This window comes from Kocuria sp. HSID17590, from assembly GCF_003989485.1.
GTDB lineage: Bacteria > Actinomycetota > Actinomycetes > Actinomycetales > Micrococcaceae > Kocuria > Kocuria salsicia.
On sequence record NZ_RBMB01000019.1, the window covers coordinates 23,419 to 49,964 of the forward strand.

At 72.0% G+C, this 26,546-nt stretch carries 23 protein-coding genes and 1 pseudogene; 19 read left to right on the forward strand and 5 right to left on the reverse strand.

The window, feature by feature from the left end; translation table 11 throughout:
* Positions 1-5: 5 nt before the first annotated feature.
* Entirely contained in the window at positions 6-251 is a 246-nt protein-coding gene (locus tag D8M39_RS08090; protein WP_055084436.1) for a DUF5703 family protein, read from the reverse strand.
* Positions 252-291: 40 nt separating this feature from the next.
* On the opposite strand from D8M39_RS08090, the gene D8M39_RS08095 reads away from it, so the two are divergent.
* From D8M39_RS08095 to mshC, 3 genes are all read left to right on the forward strand, one after another.
* Positions 292-666: a primosomal protein gene (locus D8M39_RS08095; protein ID WP_126874792.1), complete on the forward strand. Its 375-nt coding sequence runs from the start codon at positions 292-294 to the stop codon at positions 664-666.
* A 265-nt stretch (positions 667-931) separates the two neighbouring features.
* On the forward strand, positions 932-1,765 hold the full coding sequence (locus D8M39_RS08100) for an undecaprenyl-diphosphate phosphatase (RefSeq protein WP_094393839.1): 834 nt from the start codon (positions 932-934) through the stop codon (positions 1,763-1,765).
* A 127-nt stretch (positions 1,766-1,892) separates the two neighbouring features.
* A complete protein-coding gene (gene mshC / locus D8M39_RS08105) occupies positions 1,893-3,203 on the forward strand; it encodes a cysteine--1-D-myo-inosityl 2-amino-2-deoxy-alpha-D-glucopyranoside ligase (RefSeq protein WP_126874793.1) in 1,311 nt (436 codons plus the stop codon).
* Positions 3,204-3,314: 111 nt separating this feature from the next.
* Here the strand turns inward: mshC and D8M39_RS08110 are convergent, their stop codons facing one another.
* A complete protein-coding gene (locus D8M39_RS08110; RefSeq protein WP_055081981.1) occupies positions 3,315-4,211 on the reverse strand; it encodes a PAC2 family protein in 897 nt (298 codons plus the stop codon).
* Between the two features lie 83 nt (positions 4,212-4,294).
* Here D8M39_RS08110 and D8M39_RS08115 point away from each other — a divergent pair, with 83 nt between their 5' ends.
* The 15 genes and pseudogenes from D8M39_RS08115 (at position 4,295) to D8M39_RS08185 (ending at position 22,895) form a co-directional block, all read left to right on the forward strand.
* Positions 4,295-5,479 carry a site-2 protease family protein gene (locus tag D8M39_RS08115; RefSeq protein ID WP_126874794.1) on the forward strand — a complete coding sequence of 395 codons (1,185 nt, stop codon included), beginning with the start codon at positions 4,295-4,297 and terminating at the stop codon, positions 5,477-5,479.
* 244 nt (positions 5,480-5,723) lie between these two features.
* Positions 5,724-6,950, forward strand: a complete 1,227-nt coding sequence (locus D8M39_RS08120; protein WP_238694022.1) for a tRNA (adenine-N1)-methyltransferase — start codon at positions 5,724-5,726, stop codon at positions 6,948-6,950.
* Complete coding sequence (gene arc / locus D8M39_RS08125; protein WP_238694023.1) at positions 6,943-8,790, forward strand: proteasome ATPase; 1,848 nt, start codon at positions 6,943-6,945, stop codon at positions 8,788-8,790. Before D8M39_RS08120 ends, arc begins: the two co-directional genes overlap by 8 nt.
* Positions 8,787-10,496: a depupylase/deamidase Dop gene (dop, locus tag D8M39_RS08130; RefSeq protein ID WP_238694024.1), complete on the forward strand. Its 1,710-nt coding sequence runs from the start codon at positions 8,787-8,789 to the stop codon at positions 10,494-10,496. Before arc ends, dop begins: the two co-directional genes overlap by 4 nt.
* Positions 10,497-10,567: 71 nt before the next feature.
* A complete protein-coding gene (locus D8M39_RS08135; protein ID WP_055083727.1) occupies positions 10,568-10,774 on the forward strand; it encodes a ubiquitin-like protein Pup in 207 nt (68 codons plus the stop codon).
* A 4-nt stretch (positions 10,775-10,778) separates the two neighbouring features.
* Complete coding sequence (gene pafA / locus D8M39_RS08140; RefSeq protein WP_126874795.1) at positions 10,779-12,188, forward strand: Pup--protein ligase; 1,410 nt, start codon at positions 10,779-10,781, stop codon at positions 12,186-12,188.
* A 104-nt stretch (positions 12,189-12,292) separates the two neighbouring features.
* Positions 12,293-13,300, forward strand: coding sequence for an FKBP-type peptidyl-prolyl cis-trans isomerase (locus tag D8M39_RS08145; protein WP_055083732.1), 1,008 nt, complete (start codon positions 12,293-12,295; stop codon positions 13,298-13,300).
* A 64-nt stretch (positions 13,301-13,364) separates the two neighbouring features.
* A complete protein-coding gene (locus tag D8M39_RS08150; protein WP_126874796.1) occupies positions 13,365-13,760 on the forward strand; it encodes an FKBP-type peptidyl-prolyl cis-trans isomerase in 396 nt (131 codons plus the stop codon).
* The gene (locus tag D8M39_RS08155) at positions 13,761-15,938 is read left to right on the forward strand and encodes a WYL domain-containing protein (protein ID WP_126874797.1); all 2,178 of its coding nucleotides are present in this window, start codon (positions 13,761-13,763) and stop codon (positions 15,936-15,938) included.
* Between the two features lie 23 nt (positions 15,939-15,961).
* Positions 15,962-16,345, forward strand: coding sequence for a hypothetical protein (locus D8M39_RS08160; RefSeq protein WP_126874798.1), 384 nt, complete (start codon positions 15,962-15,964; stop codon positions 16,343-16,345).
* Positions 16,326-16,568, forward strand: a pseudogene (gene tatA, locus D8M39_RS13225) (Sec-independent protein translocase subunit TatA); the annotation flags it as partial. The gene D8M39_RS08160 and the pseudogene tatA, both read left to right, overlap by 20 nt.
* A 358-nt stretch (positions 16,569-16,926) precedes the next feature.
* Positions 16,927-17,739 (forward strand): twin-arginine translocase subunit TatC, encoded by an 813-nt coding sequence (tatC, locus tag D8M39_RS08170; RefSeq protein ID WP_055083741.1) that lies wholly within the window; start codon positions 16,927-16,929, stop codon positions 17,737-17,739.
* Positions 17,740-17,801: 62 nt separating this feature from the next.
* Positions 17,802-20,624 carry an RNA helicase gene (locus D8M39_RS08175; protein ID WP_126874800.1) on the forward strand — a complete coding sequence of 941 codons (2,823 nt, stop codon included), beginning with the start codon at positions 17,802-17,804 and terminating at the stop codon, positions 20,622-20,624.
* A gap of 43 nt (positions 20,625-20,667) precedes the next feature.
* Positions 20,668-21,966 carry a hypothetical protein gene (locus D8M39_RS08180; protein WP_126874801.1) on the forward strand — a complete coding sequence of 433 codons (1,299 nt, stop codon included), beginning with the start codon at positions 20,668-20,670 and terminating at the stop codon, positions 21,964-21,966.
* A 188-nt stretch (positions 21,967-22,154) separates the two neighbouring features.
* Positions 22,155-22,895 (forward strand): polyprenol monophosphomannose synthase, encoded by a 741-nt coding sequence (locus D8M39_RS08185; RefSeq protein WP_094393857.1) that lies wholly within the window; start codon positions 22,155-22,157, stop codon positions 22,893-22,895.
* A gap of 64 nt (positions 22,896-22,959) precedes the next feature.
* On the opposite strand, the gene D8M39_RS08190 is transcribed toward D8M39_RS08185, so the two are convergent.
* From D8M39_RS08190 to D8M39_RS08200, 3 genes are all read right to left on the reverse strand, one after another.
* Complete coding sequence (locus tag D8M39_RS08190) at positions 22,960-23,295, reverse strand: RNA polymerase-binding protein RbpA (RefSeq protein WP_126874802.1); 336 nt, start codon at positions 23,293-23,295, stop codon at positions 22,960-22,962.
* Between the two features lie 116 nt (positions 23,296-23,411).
* On the reverse strand, positions 23,412-24,632 hold the full coding sequence (locus D8M39_RS08195; protein WP_238694025.1) for an SPFH domain-containing protein: 1,221 nt from the start codon (positions 24,630-24,632) through the stop codon (positions 23,412-23,414).
* 108 nt (positions 24,633-24,740) lie between these two features.
* Positions 24,741-25,235 (reverse strand): NfeD family protein, encoded by a 495-nt coding sequence (locus tag D8M39_RS08200; RefSeq protein WP_126874803.1) that lies wholly within the window; start codon positions 25,233-25,235, stop codon positions 24,741-24,743.
* 361 nt (positions 25,236-25,596) lie between these two features.
* Between D8M39_RS08200 and D8M39_RS08205 the strand changes: the two genes are divergently transcribed.
* Positions 25,597-26,457 carry a DUF2382 domain-containing protein gene (locus tag D8M39_RS08205; RefSeq protein WP_126874804.1) on the forward strand — a complete coding sequence of 287 codons (861 nt, stop codon included), beginning with the start codon at positions 25,597-25,599 and terminating at the stop codon, positions 26,455-26,457.
* The last annotated feature ends 89 nt before the right edge of the window (positions 26,458-26,546 follow it).

Here is a 26,546-nt window from a genome sequence, read left to right on the forward strand (position 1 = left end):
CCGCGTCAGAGCGTGCGGTCCACCCGCATGATGCGCCGGCGCAGCACGTAGCGCCGGGCACCCCCGTAGAGCACCGCGGAGCGCATGAGCTCCCACTTGCCGTACTCCGCGTGCTCCTTGACGCGGGTGCGGGCCTCGGCAATCTTCTCGCGGGGCGCCACGGTCAGCGAGAGGTACTCGTAGCGCTCGTCGCGTCCGGTCATGGTGGGGTGGCCGGACACCGAACTGTGCTTCAGACGTTGTTCTTTCATCGCTACCCATTCTGCTCCGATACCGGCTAACGTCTACACCATGAGCACCGATCCCCGCGCCGCCCTGCAAGCTCTCGTCAACGCCCTCGAAGAACACCTCGCCGCCGCGGCCAACCGCCGCTCGGACGACGACCCCTCGGTGGACGGGGCCTACCTGGCCATCGCGAACTCGTTCGAGGCCTACGAGGAGGCGCTCTACGACGCCTACGACGAGGTCACCCCCCTCACCGTCTTCGCGGACGACGACGACTCGGACGACGACTACGACGACGAGGACGACGAGGAGGACGACGAGGAGGACGACCTCCTCGAGGACAACGAGATGCTGGACGAGGACCTCGTGGACGAGGACGACTACGACGAGGACGACGACTCCTCCGCAGACTCCTCCAACGGGTCGCGCGAGCGCCGCTGACGCGCCCGGCACACCGGATCGACGAGGGCCCCCACCGCTGGTGGGGGCCCTCGTGCGTTTCCCCGTGCAGCCGCCCCGGTTTTCCGCCGACGACGCCGCGGCCACGCTCCCGCCTGTGGCCCCCGCCGCCTGTGGCCCCGCCTGTGATCCCCACCTGTGACCTCGGCGGGGATCCAGCGTGCGGATCCGGCGCGCGGTGGGTGCCCAGAGTGCTCTCAGGCCGGGGGGCGGGGGAGGCCCGGAGGGGGTGCCGTACAGTTGTCGCGTGAACTGGATCGAAGCGATAATCCTGGGCCTGGTGCAGGGCCTGACAGAATTCCTCCCCGTCTCCTCCTCCGCGCACCTGCGGATCGTGGGCGAGTTCCTGCCGAACGGCGCGGACCCCGGCGCGACCTTCACCGCGATCACCCAGCTGGGCACGGAGACCGCCGTGATCATCTTCTTCTGGCGGGACATCGTGCGCATCATCAAGCAGTGGGCGCTGTCGCTGACCGGCAGGGTGGACCGCAGCGATCCGGACGCCCGCATGGGGTGGTTCATCATCCTGGGCTCGCTGCCCATCGCGGTGCTCGGGCTGCTGCTGCAGGACTACATCGAGACGCAGTTCCGCTCGCTGTGGATCACGGCCACGATGCTCGTGGTCTTCGGTCTCTTCCTGGCCGTCGCGGACCGGGTGGGCAAGCAGGAGCGCCACCTGGAGGACCTGAACCTCAAGCACGCCGTGGGCTACGGCTTCGCGCAGGCGCTCGCCCTGATCCCGGGGGTCTCCCGCTCCGGCGGCACCATCACCGCCGGTCTGTTGATGGGCTACACGCGTGCCGCAGCCGCGCGCTACGCGTTCCTGCTGGCGATCCCCGCGGTGTTCTCCTCCGGGCTGTACCAGCTCTACAAGGCGGTCAGCGGTGAGGAGGCCGGTGGGGTCTACACCATGGGCCAGACGGCCGTGGCCACCGTGATCGCGTTCGTGGTGGGCTACCTGATCATCGGCTGGTTCATGCACTACATCTCCGAGCGCAGCTACAACCTGTTCGTGTGGTACCGCGTGCTGCTGGGTGCGGTGGTGTTCGTGCTGCTCGGCACGGGCCTGATCAGCGCCTGATCCTCACCCGGGCACCCGCCGCTGCGACCGGGCCCCGCCGAGTGGCTCCCCGTGTCCTGGGGAATAGCGCACCGGCGGGGCCCGTTGCGCTCGTGAGTACCGTCAGCTCCTCCTACCGAAGGTGAACATGAAGTCTTGGCCCAGCCGACCGGTCCCGGAACTGCCCGGGGCGTCCTCCGTCCCGCGGGTGCACGACACCAGCACCGGGCGCCCGGAGGCGATGGCGCCGCTGGGGGACCGTGCGGGGCTCTACGTGTGCGGGATCACCCCGTACGACGCAACCCACATGGGCCACGCCGCCACGTACGTCGCCTTCGACCTGCTCAACCGCGCCTGGCGAGACGCCGGGTACCCGGTGGACTACGTGCAGAACGTCACGGACGTGGACGACCCCCTGCTGGAGCGCGCGAACGCCACGGGCGTGGACTGGCGCGAGCTGGCCGAGTCCCAGACGCAGCTGTTCCGCACGGACATGGAAGCACTGAACGTCCTCGCGCCGGAGCACTACGTGGGTGCCACCGAGGCCGTGGAGTGGATCGTGCCCGCCGTCGAGCGGCTCGTGGAGCGCGGCCTGGCCTACCGGGTGCCCGCGGGCACCGGCCAGGACGGGGAGCCGGCTCCCGCCGGGGACGTCTACTTCGACGTCGACGCCGCCGGGCAGCTGCGCGAGGACGACCCGGACGCATGGGTGGTGGGCAGCACGTGCCGCATGGACCGCGAGCAGATGATGCCCCTGTTCGCCGACCACGGCGGGGACCCGGACCGCACGGGCAAGCGCGATGCCCTGGACCCGCTGCTCTGGCGCGTGGAGCGCCCGGGGGAGCCCTCCTGGGACGGCGGGTCGCTGGACCGCGGCCGCCCGGGGTGGCACATCGAGTGCAGCGTGATCGCCCTGAAGTACCTGCCCACGCCGTTCACGGTGCAGGGCGGCGGCTCGGACCTCGCGTTCCCGCACCACGACATGGGCGCGGGCCACGCCTACGCGCTGTCCAGCGAGCCGATGGCGCAGCACTACGTGCACACCGCCATGGTGGGGCTGGACGGCGAGAAGATGTCCAAGTCCAAGGGCAACCTGGTGCTCGTCTCGACCCTGCGGCAGCAGGGCGTGGACCCTGCCGCCATCCGCGTGGCGATCCTCTCGAACCACTACCGCACGGACTGGTTCTGGACGGACGAGCTGCTGGAGGACTCGCAGCGCCGCCTGGCCCGCTGGCGGGAGGCCGCCGCCAAGCCGGAGACCGCCGGTGCCCAGGCGCTGCTGGAGGCCGTGCGCGCGGCACTGGCCGAGGACCTCAATGCTCCGGCCGCACTGCTCGCCGTGGACGCGTGGGCCGCCCGGAACCTGGGCGGCGCTGCCGCGCGTGGCTCCGAGGCCTCCGCCGAGGACGCACAGCTGGCGCGGAACACGCTCGAGGCGCTGCTCGGCGTCGTCCTCTGAGGACCCGGTAGGAGGAGGGCCCACGGACACCCCGCGCGGGGTGTCCGTGGGCCCTCTTCCGTGCCAGGGGTGGACGGTGCCCCGTGAGGGGCGGGTGACCGGTTGGCGGGCTCAGTCGCGGTCGTCGCGGCGGCGCAGGTAGCGCTCGAACTCGCGGGCGATCGCGTCCCCGGTGGCCTCCGGGAGGTCCACGGTGTCCTTGGCCTCTTCGAGCTGCCGCACGTAGTCGGCGACCTCCGGGTCCTCGGAGGCGAGCTCGTCCACGCCGCGCTCCCACGCCTCGGCGTCCTCGGCCACCGGCTCCAGGGGCAGGGACATGCCCAGCAGGTCCTCCAGCTGGCGCAGCAGCGCGAGCTGGGCCTTCGGGGAGGGCGAGTGCGCCACGTAGTGCGGCACGGCGGCCCACATGCTCAGCGTGGGGAAGCCCGCGAGGGCGGCCATGTGGGAGAGCACGCCCACGATGCCCGTGGGGCCCTCGTACTGGGGCGCCTCGATCTCGAGCTCCTCCCGCAGCTCCTCGGTGTCCGAGGTGAGCGTCACGGGGATGGGGCGCGTGTGGGGGACGTCCGCCAGCAGGGAGCCCAGCATGATCACGAAGTCCACGTCCAGCGCGGTGGCCTGCTCGATGAGCTCCGCCGTGAAGGTCCGCCACCGGTAGGACGGCTCGTAGCCGTGCAGCAGCACCACGTCGAGGTTGGTGCCCGCCACGCTGGCCTTCGTCAGCCGGGTGCTGGGCCAGTGCAGCTTCTGCTCCCCGGTCAGCGAACGCCGGATGACGGGCCGGGAGTACTGGTAGTCGTAGTAGTCGTCGGACTCGACCTCGAAGACCTCCCTGGCTCCGAGGTGGTCGCGGATCAGCTTGAGGGAGTCGGTTGCGGCGTCCCCGGCGTCGTTCCACCCCTCGAACGCGGCGATGAGGACCGTGACGGTCTCCTGCTCCTGGCCGTCACGCACCACCCCGAAGGGACCGGTGCCGGGCTGCTCCGCATTGCTGTCCGTTGTGCTCACCGCTCCACTGTACGGCGCGCGTCCCGGCGGTTCCACGACGGCCACCCAGCCCGGTGCCGGGCGGCCCACCTACCATGTGCACCATGGCCGATCCCCGCTTCCCCGCCCCCGACGACGCCGCCCCCTCACCCGTGGGGCCCCCGCGCCGCTCCCGCGGGGTCCGGCTGGGCCGGGTGCTCGGCGTGGAGGTGCGCCTGGACCGCTCGTGGTTCCTGATCGCGGCCCTGACCGTGGTGATGTACGGCCCGGTGCTCTGGCGGGTGTACCCGGGCCTCGGATGGCTGAACCTCGTGGTGGCATTCGGCTTCGCCGTGGGCCTCGCGGTGAGCGTGCTCGTGCACGAGCTCGCGCACGCGGCCGCCGGGCGACGCGCCGGGTGGCCCGTGGACCGGATCGTGCTCACCCTGATGGGCGGGCACACCTCGTTCGGCACCGTGCGCACCCGGCCACTGCCCACCGCTCTCGTCTCCCTCGCCGGGCCGCTGGCCAACGTGGCGCTCGCGGTCCTCGGCCAGGTGCTGCTCGGCGCCGCCCCGGCCGGTGCCGCCGGGCCCTGGTGGGCACTGGCGCAGCTGCTCGTGATCGCGAACTGGGTGCTCGGACTGTTCAACCTGCTCCCGGGCCTGCCCCTGGACGGCGGCCGGGTGGTCGAGGCCGTGGTGTGGGCGGTGACCGGCACCGAGTGGCGGGGCACGGCGGTGTCCGCGTGGTGCGGGCGGGGGATCGCCGCGCTGCTGGTGCTGTGGCTCGTGTGGACCCAGCAGTGGCGCCAGCCCGCCGTGCTCGTGGTCTCGCTGCTCGTCGTCGCGTTCATCGTCGCGGGGGCCGGCCAGGCCCTGCGGCAGGCGCGGCTGCTGGGCCGGCTCGACGCCGTGCGGGCCGAGGAGATCGCCCGCCCCGCCATGGAGTTCACGCCCACCACCCCGCTCTCGCTCGTGGACGCCACCGTCACCGCGGCCACCGGGGACGACTACCGCGGCTGGACGCCGGACGTGGTCGCCCGGGACACGACCCGGGGCGCCCTCGGCGTGCTCGACCCCGCGCTCGCGGCCCGCGTGCCGCTGCCGGAGCGTTCCCGCGTGGCGCTGGGGGACGTGTGCCTGTGGTACCCGGCGGACGCCGTCGCCGCACCGCGGACCCCCGGTGGCGAGCTGGTGCGGCAGCTGGAGGCCGGGCGGCTGCGGTGGCTGTGGGTGGCCGACGACGCCGCCCCGGTCACGGGGGTCGTGCACCACGAGGACCTCGTGCGCCACGCGCTGCACCGCTGACCCCCGCGGACGGGGTCTCGAGAGGTGGGGTCTCGGCGGTGCCCCCTCTGCACCGCCACCTCTCGACATGCTCCGGCCCGCGACGTGGTGACGGTCGGCTGCGCCCGTGCGCGGGCGGCGTCGTCCCCGGTGGTCGCGGTGTGGGTACGGTGGGAGAATGAGAAGCGGCCCCGGCACGGCAGTGCGGCGGGCCGAAGACGGGCGGCACCCGCCGTCGTCGTCGAGCAGGTGTGAAAGTGAGCAGATGACCCAGCAGCAGCCCCGAGACATCCCCGCGACCCCCGCCCCGGTGCGCGGCGCCGCCAACCGGCGCGGTCCGTTCCGCTCCGGCGAGCGCGTCCAGCTCACGGACGAGAGCGGGAAGATGACCACCATCACCCTGGTGGACGGAGGGGAGCACCACACCCACCGCGGGGTCCTCGGCCACGACCTGCTGATCGGGCGGCCGGAGGGCACGGTGGTGAGCAACACCTCGGGCATCCAGTACCAGGCGCTGCGTCCCCTGCTCAAGGACTTCGTGCTGTCCATGCCGCGCGGCGCGGCCGTGGTCTACCCGAAGGACGCCGGGCAGATCGTGGCCATGGCGGACATCTTCCCCGGTGCGCGCGTGGTCGAGGCCGGCGTGGGCTCCGGTGCCCTTACCATCTCGCTGCTGCGCGCGGTGGGGGACGAGGGCCACGTGCGCTCGTTCGAGCGCCGCGAGGAGTTCGCCGAGATTGCCCGCGGGAACATCGAGACCATGTTCGGCGGCCCGCACCCCGCGTGGCACCTGAGCATGGGCGACCTCGCCGAGGAGCTCGGGGAGAACGAGGAGCCGGGCTCCGTGGACCGCGTGGTCCTGGACATGCTCGCACCGTGGGAGTGCCTGGACGCCGTGGCCACCGCGCTGGCCCCCGGTGGTGTGGTGATCTGCTACGTGGCCACCGTGCCGCAGCTCTCGCGCGTGGCCGAGGCCATGCGCGCGGACGGGCGCTTCACCGAGCCCGAGGCCTCCGAGACCATGGTCCGCGGCTGGCACGTGGAGGGGCTCGCGGTGCGCCCGGACCATCGCATGGTCGCCCACACCGGCTTCCTCATCCAGTCCCGTCGCTTGGCGGACGGCTCGCCCCGGCTCGCGCCCAAGCGGCGCGCGTCCAAGAGCGAGTACACCGAAGAGGACCTGCAGGCCTGGACCCCGGTGGCCCTGGGCGAGCGGGTGGTCTCCGACAAGAAGCTCCGCCGTGCCGGGCGCGACGCCACCTCCCTGGCCCAGCACGCGGCCCGCGCGGACCGCGAGATCTCCGAGGGCCGGGCGGTCTCGGAAGGGCACCCCGCGGTGACCGCCGGCGACGACGCCACGTCGGGCACGGCGTCGTCGTCCCCCGACACCCCGAGCACACAGGACACCCCGAACGCTCCGGACACCCAGGGCGCCTCCGCGGCGCACCCGACCGTGGCCGGTGAGCCGCTGGACGAGGAGCGTCATGACTGAGACACCGCACCCGCAGCAGCGGCCCCAGCGCTCGCCGGAGGAGATCGTGCAGCGGCAGATGGCCATGCTGCGGGACCAGAAGCGCAACCTCGACAAGCAGCTCAGCGCCCTGGGCTCGCAGAACGAGAAGCTGGTGCGGCTGCTCAACGCGTCCCGCCAGGAGATCGTGACGCTGAAGAAGACCCTGGCGGCCGAGGCCGAGCCGCCCGCCACGTTCGCCACGATCCTGCAGGTCAACCACGGCAGGCAGCCGGTGGGCGAGGCCACCGGGGACGGCCCCGTGGTCACCGGACCCACCGTGGACGTGCTCGCCGCCGGACGCCGGATGCGCGTGGCACTGAGCCCCCTCGTGTCCCTGGGCGCGTGCGAACCCGGCCTCGGGGTGCTGCTCAACGAGAACTACGTGGTGGTCGCCCTGCTCGACTACGAGCGCACCGGGGAGGTCGCCACCGTCAAGGAAGTGGTGGACCACGACCGCGTCCTCACCGTGGGCCGCTCCGACGAGGAGCGCGTGCTGCTGCTCTCCGGCAGGCTGCGCCGCGAGCGCCCCAAACCGGGCGACGCCGTCACCGTGGACCACCGCACCGGCTTCGCCCTGGAGCCCGTGGCCCGCACGGACGTCGAGCAGCTCGTGCTGGAGGAGGTCCCGGACGTCAGCTACTCGGACGTCGGCGGACTCGGCCCCCAGATCGAGGCCATCCGCGACGCCGTGGAGCTGCCCCACATCCACCCCGAGATCTTCCGCGAGCACGGCCTGCACCCGCCCAAGGGCATCCTGCTCTACGGGCCCCCGGGCAACGGCAAGACACTGATCGCCAAGGCCGTGGCCCGCTCCCTCGCCGAGCGCAGCGCCGCGAAGGCCGGGCGCTCGCGGGCCGAGGGGTACTTCCTGAACATCAAGGGCCCCGAGCTGCTGGACAAGTACGTGGGGGAGACGGAGCGGCAGATCCGCTCGATCTTCGCCAACGCGCGCGAGCAGGCGGCCCGCGGGGTGCCCGTGGTCGTGTTCTTCGACGAGATGGACTCGCTGTTCCGGGTCCGCGGCTCGGGGCTCTCCTCGGACGTGGAGACCACGATCGTGCCGCAGCTGCTCACGGAGATCGACGGCGTGGAGAAGCTCGACAACGTCATGGTCGTGGGTGCCACCAACCGTGAGGACATGATCGACCCCGCCGTGCTGCGCCCCGGACGCCTGGACGTGAAGATCCGCATCGACCGCCCGGACCGCGAGGGGGCGCGCGAGATCTTCTCGCTCTACGTCACCGAGGACCTGCCGCTGCGGGAGGACGACGTCGCCCGCGCCGGTTCCCGCGCGGCCGCCGCCGAGGAGCTGGTCCGGGCCGCCGTGGAGCGCATGTACGCACGGGAGCCGGACACCGAGTTCCTCACGATCACCCACAAGGACGGTTCGCGGGAGACGCTGTACTTCGCGGACTACGCGTCCGGCGCGGTGATCCGCAACGTGGTGGACCGCGCCAAGAAGCAGGCGATCAAGACCCTGCTGACCACCGGGCGGCGCGGCCTCACCGCCGAGCACCTGGTGCGTGCCGTGGACGAGGAGTTCCACGAGCAGCAGGACCTGCCGAACACGGGGGACGCCGAGGACTGGGCGCGGCTCACGGGACGCCGCGCGGACACGTTCCAGGACGTGCGGATCGTGCGGCACACCCCGGCGCAGGGGGAGGCCACGGAGCAGGACGCTCTTGCCTCCGGTTCGTTCACCGCTTCCCCGTCGGCCTCCTCGGGCGTCTCGGACGCCGGTGCGACCACCGGTTCGGGCGCCCGCTCGGATGCCGGTTCCAGCACCGAGTCCGACCGTCTGCGGGGTGGTGCACGGTGACGGTGCGCAGGATCATGGGCAGCGAGACGGAGTTCGGGGTGCTGGCCCAGGGCGAGCCGGGGGCCAACGCCACGGTGCTCTCCACCCGCGTGGTGACCGGCTACGCCGCGTGGGTCGCACGCCAGCACCGCACGGCCGCCACTCAGCGGAATGCGGAGACAACCCGGCCGGGTGCTGCCGCCGACCAGCAGGACGCCGGGGCGCAGGACGCCCCTCTGGGCACCGCGTGGGACTACGGCTCGGAGGCCCCGCTCACGGACGCCCGCGGCTTCACGGTGGACCGGGAGGCGGCGCACCCGTCGCAGCTCACGGACACCGCCCCGGAGCTCACGGCGGAGGAGATCGCCGCGGAGGCCATCCAGGAGTCCGCGCTGTACGCGGAGGACATGGACTGGCGCCGGGTGGTCATGAACACCGTGGTCCCCAACGGCGCGCGGGTCTACGTGGACCACTCCCACCCGGAGTACTCGTCCCCGGAGGTCACGAACCCGCTCGACGCCCTCACGTGGGATGCCGCCGGTGACGTGGTGGCGCATCGGGCCGTGGAGCTCCTCGCGCAGGGCGCGGGGCAGGGTGCCGCGGTGAACCTCTACAAGAACAACACGGACAACAAGTCCGTCTCCTACGGGGCGCACGAGAACTACACGGTGGCCCGGGACGTCCCGTTCGAGCGAATCACCGCGGCGCTGCTGCCGTTCTTCGCGTCCCGTCAGGTGGTCTGCGGGGCAGGACGCGTGGGGCTCGGCGTGGACGGCTCCCAACCGGGGTTCCAGCTGAGCCAGCGCGCGGACTTCTTTGAGCGCACGGTGGGGCTGGAGACCACGATCCACCGGCCGATGGTCAACACGCGGGACGAGCCCCACGCGGACGACACCCGCTACCGGCGGCTGCATGTGATCATCGGGGACGCCAACCTCTCCCACACGGCCACCCTGCTGAAGTTCGGCACCACCTCGCTCGTGCTGAACCTCGTGGAGCACGACCGTGTCCCGGAGCTGGACCTCGTGGACCCCGTGGCGGCCCTGCAGAGCATCAGCCACGACCCGTCCCTCCGCACCACCGTCGCCCTGCGGGACGGTCGCCAACTCACGGGTGTGCAGCTGCAGCGCGAGTACCACCGGGCCGCCCTGGACCTGGAGACCGAGCTCGCCCCGGACGGCCTGGACCCGGACACCGCGCAGGTGCTCGAGCTGTGGGACGAGGTGCTGACCGACCTCGCCGCGGACCCCGCCCTGCTGGCCGACCGCCTGGACTGGGCGGCCAAGTACGCCCTGCTGCAGGCCTACCGTCGCCGGGACGCGATGTCCTGGGACGACCCCCGGCTGGTCGCCATCGACCTGCAGTACGCGGACGTCCGGCCGGACAAGGGTCTCTACCACCGGCTCGCGGCGGGCGGACGGATCCGCACCCTCGTGGACCACGCCCGGATCGTCGACGCCGCGGACACCCCACCCGCGGACACCCGCGCGTGGTTCCGCGGCACCGCCGTCGCCACCTATCCCGAGGCGATGGCGGGGGTCGGCTGGGACACCGTGAGCGTGAGCTTCCCCGGGGTGCGCCGCGGGGCGCGGATCGCCATGCCCGAGCCGGGGGACCTCACCCGGGAGGTGAGCGGGGACTGGTTCACCGCCCCGGACGCCGAGCAGTGGGTGGCACGGGTTGCGAAGGACCGCCCCGCACTGGTGACGGGCAGCGGCATCGACTGACCGGCACCAGACACACGCAGGAACGAACGGACACGTCCGGGTGAACGAATCCCGGGCACACAGGAGGAGACATGGCACAGGAACGCATCTTCGGCACGGGGTCCCGCCGCGAGGAGGAGCCGGACGCACCCGCGCCGGCCACCCCGCCGTCGTCCGGGGCCGCCCAGGCCCAGCACGACACCCGGGGCACGGACGACCTGCTCGCCGAGATCGACGGCGTGCTCGAGACCAACGCCGAGGCCTTCGTGAAGGGCTTCGTCCAGAAGGGCGGTCAGTGACGGCGTGGAACGGCGCATCTACGGGATCGAGACCGAGTTCGGACTGACCCACAGCGCACCGCAGGGCCGTCCCCTGGGTGCGGACGAGACGGCGCGGCGGCTGTTCGCACCGGTGCTCGCGTGGGGGCGGGCCTCCAACGTGTTCCTGCCTAACGGCGGGCGCCTGTACCTGGACGTGGGCTCCCACCCCGAGTACGCGACGGCAGAGGCTGCGACCCTGCAGGACGTCGTCGCCCAGGACGCCGCCGGCGAACGGATCGTGGACGACCTGCGCGCCCAGCTGCAGGAGAGCCTGGACGCCGAGGGCGTGGGCGGCACGGTGCACCTGTTCAAGAACAACGCGGACTCCGCAGGCAACTCGTTCGGCTCGCACGAGAACTACATGATCGCCCGCCGCACGGAGTTCTCCCGGCTGGTCCAGCACCTGCTGCCGCTGCTGGTCACGCGCCAGATCCTCGTGGGCGCGGGCCGGGTCCACCCGGACGGCCCGCCGCCCTTCGGCTCCCTGGCCCTGGGGGACGGGCGCCCCGGCTACTCGTTCTCGCAGCGGGCGGACCACGTGTGGGAGGGCTCGTCCTCGGCCACCACCCGTTCGCGGCCCATGATCAACACCAGGGACGAGCCCCACGCGGACGCCGAGCGCTACCGCCGGCTGCACGTCATCACCGGGGACTCGTCCATGTCCCAGACCACCACGGCGCTGAAGATCGGCATCTCGGACGCGGTGCTGCGCATGATCGAGGCGGGACAGATCCTGCCGGACCGCACGCTCGCGGACCCGGCCGCCGCCCTGCGGCAGGTCTCCCACGACCTCACCGGCACGGCACCGCTGGAGCTGGCCGCGGGAGGCCACCGCTCGGCGATCGAGCTGCAGCGGGAGTACCTGGAGGAGGTCACCCGGTTCGTGCAGCGCCGCGGCGCGCACCACGACCGCCTCGACTGGGTTCTCGAGCTGTGGGACCGCGGGCTGCGCGCCGTCGAGGAGCAGGACAGCTCGCTGGTGGACCGCGAACTGGACTGGGCCATCAAGAAGAAGCTGCTGGACTCCTACGCGAGCGCCCACGGGATGGACTGGTCCCACCCCCGCATGGCGCAGCTGGACCTCGCCTACCACGACACCTCCGCCCGCCACGGGCTCTTCCACATGCTGGAGCGCCGCGGCGCCGTGGAGACGTTCGTGGCCCCGCAGGACGTCGAGCGCGCCGTCGTCGAAGGCCCTCCCACCCGGGCCCGGATGCGCGGGCGGTTCGTGGCCGCGGCCCGCGACGCCGGGGTCAACACCACCGTGGACTGGGTGCACCTGAAGCTCAACGGGGAGCACCAGCAGAGCACGGTCATGTGCAAGGACCCGTTCGCCACCACCCAGCCGGACGTCGAGGAGCTGATCGCGGAGATCACCGCCGGACGCGCCTGACCCCACCCGCCCGCCGTGTTCCGGGGACTCTCCCAGCCGCGCCCCACACGGGTCCTCTACATTGGTCCCGAGCCAGCACCCCGATGACGAAAGGTCACCCCCTCGTGCGAAAGATCATCCCCGGCGGCGCCGCCGCGCTCACCCTGTCCCTGCTGCTGACCGGCTGCGGCGGAGGCTCGGGCTGGGACTCCGTGGAACTGTCCGCAGACCCCTCGGAGGGCACCGCGCCGTCGGTCTCCTTCGAGACCCCCCTGAAGGTCGACGACGCGCAGACCAAGGTCCTGAAGGAGGGCGACGGCGAGGAGATCCACGCCGGTGACAGCATCATGCTGCAGGCCGCGCTGTACAAGGGCTCCGACGGCTCCTCCCTGGGGGACACCTACAGCCAGGGCGCGGGCCAGGTGCTGACCGTCAACGACGAGCTCAAGGACTCCCTGCCGCAGATGTACGACGCCCTGACGAAGGCCAAGGAGGGGGAGATCATCGCCTACAGCACCCCCGACACCAGTGGTGCGGCGGCCGACGGGGACGACTCCACCTCGGTGGAGGTCTACCAGGTGACGAAGAAGATCATGCCGCCGCTCAACGAGAAGATGAAGACCCCCTCCAAGGGCATGCCCAACGTCACGCAGGACGACAAGGGCACCCCCACGATCGCCAAGCCCTCCGGCAGTGAGCCGAAGGAGCTGAAGACGGACGTGCTGATCGAGGGGGACGGTGACACCGTCAAGGACACCGACACCGTGATCGCGAACTACGTGGGCGTGCGCTGGGCGGACGGGAAGTCCTTCGACTCCTCCTACGAGAAGGGCACCCCGGCGTCCTTCCCCCTCGACGGCGTGATCGCCGGCTGGAAGGAGGGGCTGAAGGGCCAGAAGGTGGGCTCCCGCGTGGAGCTGGTGATCCCCACGGACAAGGCCTACGGCACGGCGAAGGAGCTGGGCGAGGACTCGCAGTACCCCGCGGGTGCACTCGTGTTCGTGGTGGACATCCTCGGCACCACGCCCACCCCCGAGACGGAGACCGCGAGCCCGCAGGCCTCGACGGGCGCCACCCCCGGTGCGTCCACGGCACCGAGCGCGAGCCCGAAGGCCTCTGCCTCCGGCAAGTGAGACACGGCTACACTGTGTCCTCGGCACGGCCCCGCCCGGGGGCCCACGACGAAAGGTAGAGCCCGTGTCATTCGGACAGCGCAAGCTTGATCGTTCCAAGCCGGAGATCGACTTCCCCCAGGACCCGGTTCCCACCGAGCTGCGGATCGTGGACGAGATCCAGGGCACCGGCCGGGAGGCGAAGGTCGGGGACACGGTCTCGTGCCACTACGTGGGTGTCACGTACTCGGGCGGCGAGGAGTTCGACGCCTCCTGGAACCGCGGTGAGCCGCTGGGCTTCACGGTGGGCGTGGGACAGGTCATCCAGGGCTGGGACCAGGGTCTGCTGGGCATGAAGGTGGGTGGTCGGCGTCGGCTGGAGATCCCCTCCGAGCTGGCGTACGGCTCGCGCGGCGCCGGCGCCGCGATCGGCCCGGACGAGTCCCTGATCTTCGTGGTGGACCTGCTCGACGTCCGCTGAATGGCGCCCTCCGCGGGACCCTCGGCGCGCCGTTCCACCACGGCGTCCGCCGAGCGGCTCCTCAACCTGCTGATCGCGCTGCTCGACCGCGAGTCCGGGTACACCCGTGAGCAGCTGCGCGGGATCGTGCCCGGTTACGACCGCGCCGGAAATCAGGACGCGTTCGAGCGCATGTTCGAGCGCGACAAGGCGCACCTGCGCTCACTCGGGTACCCGGTGGAGGAGATCCCGGACGACGACCCCTGGGCCTCGGACGCGCAGCTCACCCCCCGCTACCGCGTGCCCCGGGGCTCGTACCGGTTGCCCCGGGTGCGGTTCAGCGCGGAGGAGTCCGCGGTGCTCGCCGTCGCGGCGGACGCGTGGAACGACGCTGCCCAGGACCGGCTCGCACGCCGCGCCCTCGACAAGCTCGAACCGGCGCTCAGCGGCGAGGCGGCGCCGGGCCGGGACCTGCAGCCCACCGTGGCCGTGGCGGACCCCGCCTTCGAGCCGCTGCTCTCGGCAGTGCTTGCGCACCGCACGGTGCGCTTCGACTACGTGGACCGCACCGGGGCGTTCTCCCAGCGCACGGTGCAGCCGTGGGGCGTGGGCTCCCGCTACGGAGCCTGGTACCTCGCGGGCTGGGACACGGACCGGCGTGCACAGCGCACGTTCCGGCTCTCCCGCATCATCTCCGAGGTGGAGACCACGCGCGAGTCGTTCGAGCCGCCCAGGGACTTCTCCATGGGCGGTCAGCTTGCGCGCATGGTCAGCCAGCCGCCGCAGCTGTGCGTGGTGGTCCACGTCCGCCAGGGCGCGGGCCAGCTGCTGCGCCGCATTGCCGCTCCGTCCGACTCGCCCGCGTGGCGGGCCCCCGAGGGCTACGACGCCGTGCAGCTCGCGGTGCACGACACCGAGTCCGCGGCGGAGCACGTGTGCGCGGCCGGACCGGACGCCGTCGTGCCCCGCGAACCGGCCCCGGGAGCGGACCCGGACGGGACGGTGGGCAAGGACACCCAGGTGGCGGTCGCGGACGCCGTGGCCCGGCGGCTCGAGGACGCGCGCGCGTTCCAGGCGCGGATGTCCGGGGTGCAGGTGCAGTGGGGCAAGCAGCGCCGCCACGGTGCGGCCAAGGCCAGCACGGAGCAGCACCTCGCGCGGCTGCTGCACATCGTGCGCCACGTCTACGCGCACCAGGGTGCGGAGCTGGAGGAGACCGCACGGCACTTCGGCATCACGGACGCGGAGCTGGTCAACGACCTGCAGACCCTGTTCGTGTGCGGACGCCCCGGCCACCTCCCGGATCAGTTGATCGACGCCTCCTGGGACGACGGCCACATCTACCTGGGCAACGCCCAGGAGCTCTCGGAGCCCGTGCGGCTCACCGTGCCCGAGGCGAGCGCGCTGCTCATGGGGCTGCAGACCCTGCAGGCGGTTCCCGGCGGTGACAGCCGCGTGGTGCGCTCTGCCATGCGCAAGGTCGCCACCGCCGCGGACGCCCTGCCGCTCGCGGACGCGCTGGACGTTCCGGACGCCGACGCTGTTTCGGAGCCCCGGGACAGCGAGCTCGTCACCGGGCTGCGGGCCGCCATCGCGGACGGGCGCCGCGTGCGGCTGCGCTACCTCGTGACCTCGCGGGACGAGGTCACCGAGCGGCTCGTGGACCCGGTGCGGATGATCTTCTCGGACGGCCACCAGTACCTGCGCGGGTGGTGCCTGCAGGCCAACGCGCCGCGCACGTTCCGCACGGACCGGATCGTGGGCTGCGAGGACGCCGGGGAGGCAGAGGTGCACCCCCGGATGGAGTCCGAGGTGCGCTCGAGCATCCAGCCGGCCAAGCGCCGCCCCGTGCAGGCCGTGGTGGTCACGGACCGCCGCGGCCGGTGGATCGTGGAGCACTACCACGCCAAGCGGCACGTTGAGGTCGAGGTTCCCGCCCCGGCCACAGGGGGGCCAGGGGCCGGGGGAGCGGACGACGACGCCGCGGCCCACGGCGCGCGCGAGCCCGCCCGTCCGCGCACGGCACGGGGTCCGCGGCCGCTTCCGGAGTTCGTGGCGGCAGAGGTGGACTTCCCCACGCTGGACGCGCTGTGCTCCCTGGTGACACGCCACGCGGGACACGTGGGCGTGGTCTCCCCGCCGGAGGCCGTGGCCGCCGTGGAACAGTGGCTCGACAGCAGCGGCACAGCCCGCACCTAGGCTGACCCGCCTATACTGGCAGCATGCTCTGGTGGATGTGGGTCCTGCTGTGGACCGTGCTGGTCCTGAGCAGCGCGGTGTTCATCGGATGGCTGCTCTATCGGACCCTGCGCGGTCAGGTGCTGCCCGCCCTGGACGACCTCGAACGCACGGCAGAGGACTTCTCCGTCCGCTGGAACGCCGCGGCCCAGGGACAGTCCACGCCGCTGCGCACCCCCGCCCCCTCCGCCCTGTTCACCCCGGTGGACGAGACCCGCGCCGCGTACCGCAGCGGCCGCGACCAACGACAGATCGCTCGGCTCATCCGCAGGATGCAGCGTCGGGAGGCACTGGGACAGCCCCAGAGCTACCGGGACGTGCGCCGGGCAGAAATGAAAGGACTCCACCATGTTCGGTCGTCTGGCTGACAGCCCCATCACCATCATCTTGATCCTCGTGGTCATCCTCCTGCTCTTCGGGGCCCCCAAGCTTCCCGGGATGGCGCGCAGCCTCGGCCAGTCCATGCGCATCTTCAAGTCCGAGGTCAAGGAGATGAAGCACGACGACGACCCCAACGTGACGGTCAACGGCCAGCCCGTGGCCAACGGCCAGCCGGTGGCCGGCGCCACGGCGCAGCAGGGCGCCACCGCCCAGGCCCCGGTGCAGCAGCCCACCGTGGCGCAGCCCGCGGCCCAGCCGACCGTGCAGCAGCCCACGGCCACCCAGCCCGCCCCGGTCCAGTCCGCGGCTCCGGTGCAGCCCGTCCAGGGTGCGCCGGTCGTGGACCAGAACCAGCGGCCCACCGCCTGAGCGCAAGCAGTCCGTCAGCCCTCGCGTGATCCGGGGCCGAGCCCGTCGGCTCGGCCCCGTCCCGTGCGAGGGGCACGCCCGTCAGAGAGGCCAGTGAGCCATGTCCACTCCCGAGACCGGGACCGCGGGTGCCTCCGCACGCCGGGAACGCAGGCAGCGCAGGAAGGCGACGTCGCGGCGTCGCAACCCGCAGGCGGAGATGGCACTGAAGGAGCACCTGCGGGAGCTGCGCAACCGGCTCATCAAGTCCGCCGTGGCCACGGTGCTGTGCGCGGTGCTCGGCTTCATGGCCTACGAGCCGTTCATGCAGTACATCACCGCACCGCTGCAGCGCCTTGCGGAGTCCGGGCGCACGGCGACCATCAACTACTCGTCGGTGGGCGGCTCGTTCAACATCATGGTCGAGGTGGCCCTGGTGCTCGGGCTGATCTTCGCCTCGCCCGTGTGGCTGTACCAGCTGTGGGCGTTCATCACCCCGGCGCTGCACAAGAACGAGCGGCGCTACGCCCTGGGGTTCCTGGCCGCGGCCATCCCACTGTTCCTGGGTGGCTGCGCCATGGCCGTGACCGCGCTGCCTGCGGCCGTCTACGCCCTGACCGCGTTCACCCCGGAGGGCGGCGCGAACTTCGTGGAGGCCAGCGTCTACCTGCGGTTCTTCCTGCAGCTGATCCTGACCTTCGGATTCTCGTGCGTGGTGCCCGTGCTGCTCGTGGGGCTCAACATGATGGGCCTGCTGTCCGGGCGCACGGTGCTCAAGTCCTGGCGCGTGGTGGTGGTGATCGTGCTCGTGATCTCCGCGATGGCCGCCCCCGGGCCGGATCCCATGACCATGCTCTACCTGGCCATCCCGCTGCTCGTCCTGTTCTTCGTGGCGGTGGCGCTGTGCCTCTACCTGGACCGCCGTCGGGCGAAGAAGGCCGCGAAGCAGGCGGCCGCCACCGGCGCGAGCGCGGACCGGGGGACCTCCGCGGAGGCCCTGCGCTCGATGGGCAGCACGGCCGTCGAGGACTGAGCCCGCGAACCGGCGCGGACAGGCGCGGCCGGGGTGTCGGAGGCACCGCGTAGGCTGGCACCATGTCTTCCCCCGCCGATCGGTACATGGCCGCCAAGGCACGCGCGGCCCACGCAGGCACTGAGCTCTCGGCGTTCGAGCAGACCCTCGACTTCGAGCTGGACCCCTTCCAGACGGAGGGCTGCCGCGCGCTCGAACAGGGTCACGGCGTGCTCGTCGCCGCGCCCACGGGCGCGGGCAAGACGGTCGTGGGGGAGTTCGCCATCCACCTCGCCCTGGCCACGGGGCGCAAGGCGTTCTACACCACTCCCATCAAGGCGCTGAGCAACCAGAAGTTCCACGAGTTCTCGCGGCGCTGGGGCCCGGAGCGGGTGGGACTGCTCACCGGGGACACGTCCGTGAACTCGGAGGCGGACGTGGTGGTGATGACCACCGAGGTGTTGCGCAACATGCTCTACGGGGGCTCCTCCACCCTCACCAACCTGGGTTTCGTGGTCATGGACGAGGTGCACTACCTCGCGGACCGCTTCCGGGGCGCGGTGTGGGAGGAGGTCATCATCCACCTCCCTGACTACGTGCAGCTGGCCTCGCTGTCCGCCACGGTCTCCAACGCGGAGGAGTTCGGTGCGTGGCTGGACAACGTCCGGGGCAGCACGGACGTGGTGGTCTCCGAGCACCGCCCCGTGCCGCTGTGGCAGCACGTGCAGGTGGGGCCGCAGCTGATGGACCTCTTCGTTGACGACACGACCGTGGAGGAGGCCGCCCAGCGCCGCTCGGACAAGCACCGGGACGAGCCCGAGGTCAACCCCGAGCTGCTGCGCCTGTTCCGCGCGCAGCACCCGCGCGGTGGTCGTTCCGGCGGTCGCGGGCCGGGCCACCGCAACCGCCGCCGCGGCCGTCCCCAGGACTCGCGCCCCGCGCGCCAGGACCGGGTCTCCCGCCCGCAGCTGCTGCGCCGCCTGGACGCGGAGGCCCTGCTGCCGGCCATCACCTTCATCTTCTCCCGGGCCGGGTGCGACGCCGCCGTGGGCCAGTGCGTGGCCGCGGACCTGTGGCTGACCACCCCGCAGGAGCAGCGCACCATCCGCGCGTTCGCCGCGGAGGCCACCGCGCACATGTCCACCGCGGACCTCGCGGCCCTGAACTACGAGGACTGGTACGAGGGCCTCGTCCGGGGCATCTCCGCCCACCACGCCGGGATGCTGCCGGTCTTCAAGGAGGTGGTCGAGCAGCTCTTCGCGGAGGGGCTCCTCAAGGCGGTCTTCGCCACGGAGACGCTCGCGCTGGGGATCAACATGCCCGCCCGCTCGGTGGTGCTCGAGCGCCTCGACAAGTTCAACGGCGAGGCCCGCGTGGACATCACCCCCGGCGAGTACACCCAGCTCACGGGCCGCGCGGGACGGCGGGGGATCGACGTCGAGGGCCACGCCGTGGTGCTGTGGCGCGACGGCATGAACCCCCAGGCCGTCGCCGGCCTGGCCTCCACGCGCACCTACCCCCTGAACTCGAGCTTCCGGCCCACGTACAACATGTCCACCAACCTGATCGCGCGCTACGGCGCCAAGCGCTCGCGCTCGATCCTCGAGACCTCCTTCGCGCAGTTCCAGGCGGACCGCTCCGTGGTGGGGATCGCCAAGCGGGTGCGCTCGCAGGAGAAGACGCTGGAGGCCTACCGCGAGGCCATGTCCTGCCACCTGGGGGACTTCTCGCAGTACGCCGAGCTGCGGCGTGAGCTCGCCGGGGAGGAGAAGTCCGCGAGCAAGTCCCGCTCGGCGCGCCAGCGCAACGACGCCGCGGCATCCCTGCAGGACCTGCTGCCCGGCGACGTCGTCGAGATCCCGCACGGGCGCAACGCCGGGTGGGCCGTGGTGCTGCGGGAGGACGCGCACCCGTTCGACCCGCGCCCGCACATCCTCACCGTGGACGGCAAGCTGCGCCGCGTGGGCGTGAACGACCTCGACGGCTCCCTGGCGCCGGAGTCCCGGATCAAGATCCCCAAGCACTTCTCCGGCAAGTCGCCCCAGGAGCGCAAGGACCTCGCGGCCACGGTGCGCGCCGCGCTGCGCGAGCACCGGCCGGCGCGCAGCGGCTCGGGCGGGCACACGATCCGCTTCGACCGCGGCACCTCCGCGCGGGACCACCGCATCGAGGAGCTGCGGCGCAGGCTGCGTGCCCACCCGTGCCACGGCTGCTCGGACCGCGAGCAGCACGCCCGCTGGGCGGAGCGCGCGTGGAAGCTGGAGAAGGACACCCAGGGACTGCGCAAGCAGATCGCCGGGCGCACCGGCAGCATCGCGGCCACGTTCGACCGCGTGTGCGCGGTGCTCACCCACTTCGAGTACCTCGAACCGGACGAGTCAGGGCACCTGCGGCCCACCCCCGCCGGCGAGCAGCTGCGGCGGCTCTACGGCGAGCGGGACCTGCTGCTCGCCCTGTCCCTGCGGGAGGGCTTCCTGGACGGGCTGGACGCGCCCGGCCTCGCCGGTGTGATGACCGCGCTCGTCTACCAGCCGCGCCGCGAGGACCAGGGCTCGCGCCCCCACCTGCCCACCGCGCACATGGAGGCCGCCGTCCAGGTCCTGCTGGAGAACTGGTCCGTGCTCAGCGACCAGGAGGCCGAGCACCGGCTGCCGGTCACGGGCGCCCCCGAGCTGGGACTCGTGGAGGCCATGCACCGGTGGGCGCGCGGCGCCACGCTCACGCGGACCCTCACGGGCACGGACCTCGCCGCCGGGGACTTCGTGCGCTGGGCCAAGCAGACCATCGACGTCCTGGACCAGCTGCGCAGCGTCGCGGGAATCGACCCCCAGCTGCGCGAGACCGCCCACGAGGCCATCGAGTCGGTGCGCCGCGGCGTGGTCGAGTACAGCGTCTTCGAACAGTAGGAACAGTCGCGGCGGCACCTGCCGCCGCCACGGAAGGAGTCACGTGAACTCTGCTCAGCCCGGTCAGCGGGTGTGGGTCAACGGGTCGGTCTACTCGCCCGCGGACCCGTTCGCCACCGCCCTGCTCGTGGACGGCCCCACCGTCGCGTGGGTGGGCTCCGACGACGCCGCCCGCGGCATCGCGGGTTCGAATGCCGTCCTCGGGGACCTGCGGGCCGCCGTGGTGACGCCCGCGTTCGTGGCGCACCACCTGCTCGGGGACCTCGCGTCGCCCCGTGGGGAGTCGAGCGTGTCAGGATCCGACGACGGCGACGCCGCGCGGCTGCCACGCGCGCGGGACGGCTACGGCGCCGTCGAGGTGCTGGGAACCGATCCCGGCAAACTCGCGGAGGCGGTGCGGCGGATCCGCGCGGACGGCATGCACGCTCTGCCCGTCCTCGTGCGGAAGGAGGCCCTGACGGGGGACGTCGACCCGGCGTCCCTGCAGTCCCCGTCGCTGGGGCTCGCCGTGCGCGAGGACACGCCCGAGGACGCGGTGCGACGCCACCTCGTCGCCTGCACCCACGCGGGCCTGCAGGCGGTGCTCGTGCTCCCCTCGCCCCTGCCGGACGCCGCATCCACCGCCGAAGCAGCCGCGGACGGTGCCAGTGCCAGTGCCAGTGCCAGTGCCAGTGCGAGTGCCGATGCCGGTGACGCGGCCGTCGCCGTCGCCGTTCCGGCCAGCACCGCAGCCGGCGCCCAGGCGGCCACCCCCGCCGGGTCCACCGGCACGCGGCTCCTGGACCGGGTGCTCTCCGCCGCCGAGGCGGCCCGCGCCGAGGTGGGGGAGCGGCCCTTCCGGGCACGGGGCCACCGCATCGTGGGCGTGGCCGACCTCGACGACGCGCAGTGCGAACGCCTGGCGAGCCTCGCCTGCACCGTCTCGTGCCGTGCCGGGCAGGCGCCGCTTCGAGATCTCGCCCGCGCCGGGGTCCCCGTGACGCTGACGACGGACGCGGAGAACCCCTGGACCGCGGTGAAGGCCGCCCTCGACGCCCCGCAGGAACGGCTGCGGACCTCCGCGCGCGCGGCCTTCCTGGCGCTGACGCGCGGCGCGTGGCGCGCTCAGGCCGGGGGCGCACCGCTGGCGGGCCAGCTCGCACCCGGGGCGGAGGCCACCCTGGCCGTGTGGGACGCCGAGTCGGTCATGGTGCAGCAGGCCCAGGGCACCGGGGCGTCCTGGAGCACGGATCCGCGCGCGAGGACGCCCGTGCTGCCCTCCCTGGACGACTCCCGGCTGCCGCTGTGCGAGGCGACGATGGTTGCGGGCACCCTGGTCAGCGGGGACGAGCCGCGCCCCTGACGGGGTGTTTTCACCTTGGACCTTGCGTCCGCTGAGGTTAGACTGAGTTCTTACTGCCGGGTGGGTCCATCCGTCCTTAGAAAACAGAACGAGGCCGAGTGCCCCGTCTGGTCCGAAGGCGGATGGGCCTGCCCAGTGGTCTGTTCGGGCTCCGTCGCCCGAGCCCCATCGGCATGAAAGGACGCCCGGTGCGAGTTCTCACCATCATCCCCACGTACAACGAGCGCGAGTCGCTGCCCACGGTCATCGCCCGGCTGCGCGCCGCGGTGCCGGACGCCCACGTCCTGATCACGGACGACAACAGCCCGGACGGCACCGGTCGGATGGCCGACGAGTTCGCGGCACAGGACGGAAACATCCACGTGCTGCACCGCACCGCCAAGGAGGGCCTCGGCCCGGCCTACCTCGCGGGCTTCGCATGGGGTCTGGAGCACGGCTACGACGTCCTCGTGGAGATGGACGCGGACTGCTCCCACCAGCCCGAGCAGCTTCCCCTGCTGCTGGACGCCATCGAGCAGGGTGCCGACATGGCCGTCGGCTCCCGCTACGTGCCCGGTGGCCGCACCGAGAACTGGCCCCTGCAGCGCCAGCTCATCTCCCGCGGCGGCAACCTCTACTCGCGCGTGCTGCTCGGCACCGCCATCCACGACATCACCGGCGGCTTCCGTGCCTACCGGGACACCACCCTGCGGGCGCTGGACCTCGACTCCGTGCAGTCCCGCGGCTACTGCTTCCAGATCGACCTCGCGTGGCGGGCCGAGCAGCTCGGCTTCACCATCGTGGAGGTTCCCATCACGTTCGTGGAGCGTGAGGAGGGCGTGTCCAAGATGAGCAACGACGTCACCATCGAGGCCGCCACCAGCGTGGCCAAGTGGGGTCTCACGGCGCGCGCCAAGACCCTGGCGGGAAAGCTCGGCATCGGCCGCTGACCCCCCCGCACACGACAGTGGCCCCCGTCCGAGGACGGGGGCCACTGTCGTGAACGCGGGATTCTCAGAGCGCGTGCTGCTCCTTGTAGAACTCCAGGCGCTGGGCGAGGGTCTCCTCGAGCTCGTCCACGCTGCGCCGCTCCAGCAGCATGTCCCAGTGGGAGCGCTGGTGCTTCTCGTTCGGGTTCTCGGGCTTCTCGCCGTTGACCAGGATGGCTTCCTGACCGGTCTTCGTGGTCCACACCGGGGGGATCTCCGCCTCCGCGGCGAACATCACGGAGACGGACTCGCCGTCCGCCGTGCGGTACTCCACGCGCTGGCGCGGTGCGGGCTCCACACCGGACTCGGTCTCCATGGACTGGGAGCCCAGGCGCATCCCTCGTAGGCTGCGATCACTCACGCAACGATCCTTCCTGCCGTCCGCTCGGCCGGGTCCCGCGGGGCGCACCTCGGCGTCCCGCGTCCGCGCGTGTCACCGCGCGGTCCCGACTCCTCTTCCGTGAGCACAACGGGCCGTCAGCGGTTTTCATTCCCGGGGTTCCCGGGATACTCCGGCTGGCCGGGCTCGTCCCGGTGCTGCGTCTGCCGAGTGCCCGGCTCGCCGTCGCGGGCCGCGTCCGTGGCGCCGTCGACGACGCCCGTGACGTCCACCTCGTCCACGTGCGGATCGGCGGCCTGCTCGGCGATCGGGGACGTGTACGGGGAGTCCGGCATCTCGAAGTCCCTCGGGTCGGTGAGCTTCAGGTCCGGCTCGAGGTCCTTCTCCGTGACCTTCACGGTCTCGTGCGCGACGATCGGCTCGTCCTCGGGGAGGTCGCGGGGGAGCACCGGCTCGTCGTCGGCGTCCGAGTCCGGGGCGTCGGAGCCCCCGGGGTTGAGGTAGGAGCCCACACCGCGCAGCGCACCGGTGAGCTCGGCGGGGATCATCCACACCTTGTTGGCCGAGCCCTCGGCGACCTTGGGCAGCGTCTGGATGTACTGGTACGCGAGCAGCTTCTGGGTGGGCTTGGCGCGGTGGATGGAGTCGAAGACCTTCGCGATGGCCTGGGCCTCGCCGTCCGCGCGCAGGATCGCGGCCTTGGCGTCACCCTCGGCGGAGAGCACCGACGCCTGGCGCGAGCCCTCGGCTGTGAGGATCTGGGACTGCTTCTCGCCCTCGGCGGTCAGGATGGCCGCGCGGCGGTCCCGCTCGGCGCGCATCTGCTTCTCCATGGAGTCCTGGATGGACGGCGGGGGAGTGATCTCCTTGATGTCCACGCGGGAGATCCGGATGCCCCAGCGCCCGGTGGTGGAGTCCAGCACGCCGCGCAGCTCGGCGTTGATCTTGTCGCGCGAGGTCAGCGTCTCCTCGAGGTTCAGCCCGCCCACCACGTTGCGCAGCGTGGCGCTCGTGAGCTCGTCCACGGCCTGGATGTAGTTGGTGATCTCGTAGGTGGCCGCGCGGGGATCGGTGACCTGGAAGTAGACCACGGTGTCGATGCCCACCACCAGGTTGTCCTCCGTGATCACGGACTGCGCCGGGAACGGCACCACCTGTTCACGCAGGTCGATCAGGGGCAGCAGCCGGTCGATGAAGGGGATCAGGAAGTGCAGACCGGGGTTCAGGGTGGCCTGGTACTTGCCCAGGCGCTCGACGATGCCGGCGCGCGACTGCGGGATGATCCGCACCGCCTTGACCAGCGCGATGACCGCGGCGAGCACCACCACGACCAGCAGGATGAGGATGACGACAGACATGGGGACCTTTCATCGGGGGTTTCCGCGCGCGGTGCCGGGCCTGGCCCGTGCCCGCGTGCCGGGATCCGGTGACGACGCCGCACTCGACCCGCGCGGCGTCGTCGCCGTTCAGGGGTGGACGCCGCGGCCGGGGCCTTCCGGGGCCACGGTGGCCGGGGCGGTGGCCGAGACCACGGCGGTGGCGCCGTCGATGCGCTCCACGAACACGCTGCTGCCCTCGGCGAGGGGCGGCTCGGTGTCCGCGCGGGCCGTCCAGATGTCACCCTCCAGCCGCACGAGCCCGCTGTGCCGGCCCACGGGCTCGAGCACCGTGCAGGGCAGTTCGACCAGGCGCTCGGCGTTGGAGCGGGTGGTGGGTGTCGAGCGGTTCAGCCGCCGCAGCGCGAGCGGGCGGATCAGGAAGATCAGCAGCACCGAGACCACCGCGAAGAGCACCACCTGCAGGGTGAAGCTGTCCACGACCAGGCTCACCACGGTGGTGACCAGCGCTGCCAGGGACATCATCAGGAACAGGAAGTCCAGGGTGAGCATCTCGATGGCGGCCAGGGCCAGCATGACGATCAGCCAGAAGATCCAGGGGTTGTTGACCAGTGGTTCCCACACGGTGCGGCTCCGTTCTCGTCGGGGTCGACGTTTCGTGTGAATCACCCGGACGCCCTCCGGGAATCCACACCACTCGGTCCGTCCCATTGTGCCCTACGGCACTCCCGGGGCCGGGGGTGGCGCGCGGAGGAGCGGGTGGGAGCCGCTGGAGGGCGCGTCGTCGACGTCGGCCACGACACTGCGGCGGCGGCGCACGGCAACGGCGCGGCGGTTTCCCCGTGAGAGAAATCGGTGGCGACGTGTTGCCCACGACGTAATATGAGTCACGAAGCCGGACCGCACACCCACTGCGGGGGCGGTGGCCTAACGAAGCGCACAAAACCGTGCGCTGCAAGCAGAGACTTACTGAGGAGTTAATGCGATGACCACGTTCGATGTGAATGCAATTCTGTCCAGCACGGCCTACGGCGCCGACGGCGACAAGATCGGCAAGGTCGAGCAGGTGTTCCTGGACGACAACTCGGGCGAGCCCACGTTCCTGACCGTGAACACCGGTCTGTTCGGGGCCAAGGAGAACTTCGTCCCGGTCAAGGGCGCGAGCCAGGACGGCGACCGCGTGGTGCTCCCCTACACCAAGGACGTCATCAAGGATGCTCCGAAGGTGGACGCGGACCAGCACCTTTCCCCCGCCGAGGAGGAGGAGTTGTACCGCTACTACGAGCTGAACTACGAGGACGGCCGCACCGCCGGCACCGACCGTGACCGCAACGCCGCGGCCGCTGGCACCGCGGGTGTCGCAGGCACCGCCGCTGCGGGCCACGACCGCCGTGACGGCGACGTCGCCGACCGCGACGCCGTTGCCGGCGAGGACGCCTCCGTGGTCCGCCACGAGGAGCGCCTCAACGTCGGCACCCAGGAGCGCGAGGCCGGCCACGCCCGCCTGCGCAAGTACGTGGTGACCGACCACGAGACCGTGGACGTCCCCGTCGAGCGCGAAGAGGTCACCGTGGAGCGCACCCCGCTCAACGGCACCGAGGGCCGCGTGGACAACGGCCGCATCGGCGAGGAAGAGGTGGACGTCACCCTGCACGAGGAGCGCCCCGTCGTCGAGAAGGAAGCCGTGGCCGTCGAGGAGGTCGGGCTGAACAAGCAGACCGTCCGCGAGACCCAGCGCGTCGAGGCCGACGTCCAGAAGGAGCAGGTGGACGTCGAGACGGACGCCGACCGCAAGGCTGCCGGCCGCGACGATCTCGGCCGCGACGGCGACCTGCCCCGCCGCTGAACCGCACCGGGCGTGAGTGACGCGCCCGAGCAGTGAGCACAGGCTGTGCCCCGGACCCCGTGTCCGGGGCACAGCCGTGTCCGGCCCGC